This is a genomic window from Planomonospora algeriensis, assembly GCF_977012225.1.
Genome location: NZ_CDRNDK010000773.1, coordinates 1 through 1892, shown reverse-complemented (window position 1 = coordinate 1892; position 1892 = coordinate 1). Strand labels below are relative to the sequence as shown.

Sequence of the window (1892 nt, the reverse complement as noted above, 5' to 3'; positions counted from 1 at the left end):
GGTCCCCGATGGTGACCGCCGAGCTCGACGGCGCGGGCTCGAGCGCGCCCACCGGGGACCCGGGCGGCGCGGCGCGGCGGCCCGCGGCCGGGAAGACCGGCGCCGAGAGGGCCGGAACCGGTGGGGATGAGGCCGGGAAGCCCGAGACCCGCGGGTCGCGGGACGACGGGGGCGGGAAGCCCGCCGGGAAGGCCGGGAAGGCCCAGGAGGTCAAGGCGGCGGGCCGGTCCAAGCACACCGACACCAGGGCTGTCGCGTACTTCCAGCGGAGCAAGGCGGCCCAGCGGGTGAAGGACATCCGCATGGTCGGGGGGTACCTACGGATCTACACCGACCTTCCGGAGTCCGCCGACAACTCCAAGCAGGCGATCGAACTGTGCGAGACGGGTCTCGACTACCTCGCCGAGGAGGTCGGGGAGGACGCCCCCGTGGTCTTCGTCCAGGCGGAGTTCGGTGAGAACGGCAACCCGATCCTGGCCAACGTGCTCGGCCCCGACGACTCCACCTGCCGGGTCACCCATCCCGAGCCGGGCCGGTGACGGGGGCGTTCCGGAGGCTCGGAGCGCTCACTCGCCGGCGGCCACCGGCTACCGGGTCCCGCCGCCGGGGACTGTCCGAGGCCGACCCGGCGGCTCCCGTCAGAGGATCCTGACGCGGGTCTTGCCGCACACCGTGCAGCGCTGGGTGACCACCCTGCCGATGGTCTCGATGATCTCCCATCTGTGGCGGAGATGCACGGGGGGCTCCTCGGGAGAAGAATCACTCTGTGGAGATCTTCGCGCACTGTGCGTAGTAGCTTTTACCCGTGCGAGAGTATGCCGTCACCCGCTCGCGCGGGTGAATGCGGAAGAGCCCGGGTGCGCTCCGGGGAATCTGTGCTCCGGGAAGCCGGCCGGGGCTACTCGGCGGGCTCCAGCCTGAGCGAGACGGAGTTGATGCAGTAGCGGTCGTCGGTGGGCGTGGCGTAGCCCTCACCGTGGAAGACGTGGCCGAGGTGGGAGTCGCAGCGGGCGCAGCGGACCTCGGTGCGGACCATCCCGAGGGAGCGGTCCTCGATCAGGGTGACGGCCTCGGACGCGGAGGGCTCGTAGAAGCTGGGCCAGCCGCAGTGGCTGTCGAACTTGGTGTCCGACCGGAACAGCTCGGCGCCGCAGGCGCGGCAGCTGTAGACGCCCACGGTCTTGGTGTCGACGTACTCGCCGGTGAAGGGACGCTCCGTGCCCGCTTGACGGAGCACCTGGAACTCCTCGGAGGAGAGCTGGGCGCGCCACTCGGCGTCGCTCTTGACCACCTTGTCCATGCCATGACTCTACGCGAACGCCGCGGCCGGGAGAAAAATCTTGAGAGGCGAAGCATCCTGGGACGCCCGATTCGGCGTCCTTGTTGATGTGGGGGGTTTTCACCTTCCAGATGAGGGATGAGATCATCTGTCCGGCCGTCCCGAGGATCAACGGGACGGTTCGAATGCCGCCGGCCGGGTGGCGCGCCAGCGCCCGGGACCGGAGAGCGGGACGGATGATCGCGGTCCGTCCCGTCGAGAGCCCGGTCCCGCCGCCGCGGCGACTCCGGGACGGACCCGTCCGGCGCGGCCGTCCGTATGACTAATCGGGCCGGACGGCAAAGTCTGCGTCTGATTCCGGTAAACGATCGGCCGCCTCCCGATCGCACCGCTTGCCTCCCGCTCCGCCGGTTCGCGAAGCTCGGCCGTGCATCGAAGACACGTAGACACACTCGGTACCGGGGGCAGAACTGTGGCGGCTATCGCAGGAGCACGACGTCTCGCGGCGGTGGGTGCGGTGACGGCCTTCTCATTCGGAGGCGCCGCCCTGGCGGCCGGGATCGGCACGGCCGCCGCCCAGGCGTCGCCGGTGGACGGGGCAGGCCGCGCCGGC

At 70.7% G+C, this 1892-nt stretch carries 2 protein-coding genes; one reads left to right on the top strand and one right to left on the bottom strand.

What is annotated here, in order from left to right; translation table 11 throughout:
* A partial coding sequence (locus tag ACWJ6R_RS35610; protein ID WP_449066427.1) for a hypothetical protein occupies window positions 1-539 on the top strand: 539 nt, incomplete at its 5' end.
* A 359-nt stretch (window positions 540-898) separates the two neighbouring features.
* Here the strand turns inward: ACWJ6R_RS35610 and msrB are convergent.
* Window positions 899-1300: a peptide-methionine (R)-S-oxide reductase MsrB gene (msrB, locus tag ACWJ6R_RS35605; protein WP_449066426.1), complete on the bottom strand. Its 402-nt coding sequence runs from the start codon at window positions 1298-1300 to the stop codon at window positions 899-901.
* Window positions 1301-1892: the final 592 nt, after the last annotated feature.

Coding starts and splice junctions, on each gene's coding strand:
- msrB (WP_449066426.1), bottom strand. CDS start 1,300: ATGGACAAGGTGGTCAAGAGCGACGCCGAGTGGCGCGCCCAGCTCTCC.